1 rRNA gene is annotated in these 281 nt (G+C 60.1%); it reads right to left on the bottom strand.

The features are described 5' to 3' along the window. A 16S ribosomal RNA gene (locus P6N53_RS18660) occupies positions 1-281 on the bottom strand; the annotation flags it as partial.

Genomic DNA, 281 nt, shown 5'->3' with positions numbered 1-281 from the left:
GCCCAGTAAATCCGGACAACGCTTGCTCCCTACGTATTACCGCGGCTGCTGGCACGTAGTTAGCCGGAGCTTACTCTTCAGGTACCGTCATTTGTTCGTCCCTGAAAACAGAGGTTTACAACCCGAAGGCCTTCGTCCCTCACGCGGCGTTGCTCCGTCAGGCTTTCGCCCATTGCGGAAGATTCCCCACTGCTGCCTCCCGTAGGAGTCTGGGCCGTGTCTCAGTCCCAGTGTGGCCGTTCGCCCTCTCAGGCCGGCTACCCATCGTCGCCTTGGTGGTC

It is taken from the genome of Desulforamulus aquiferis (assembly GCF_030577015.1).
In the GTDB taxonomy this organism is placed as follows: Bacteria; Bacillota; Desulfotomaculia; order Desulfotomaculales; family Desulfotomaculaceae; genus Desulfotomaculum; species Desulfotomaculum aquiferis.
This window is presented reverse-complemented; position numbering and strand designations above follow the sequence as displayed.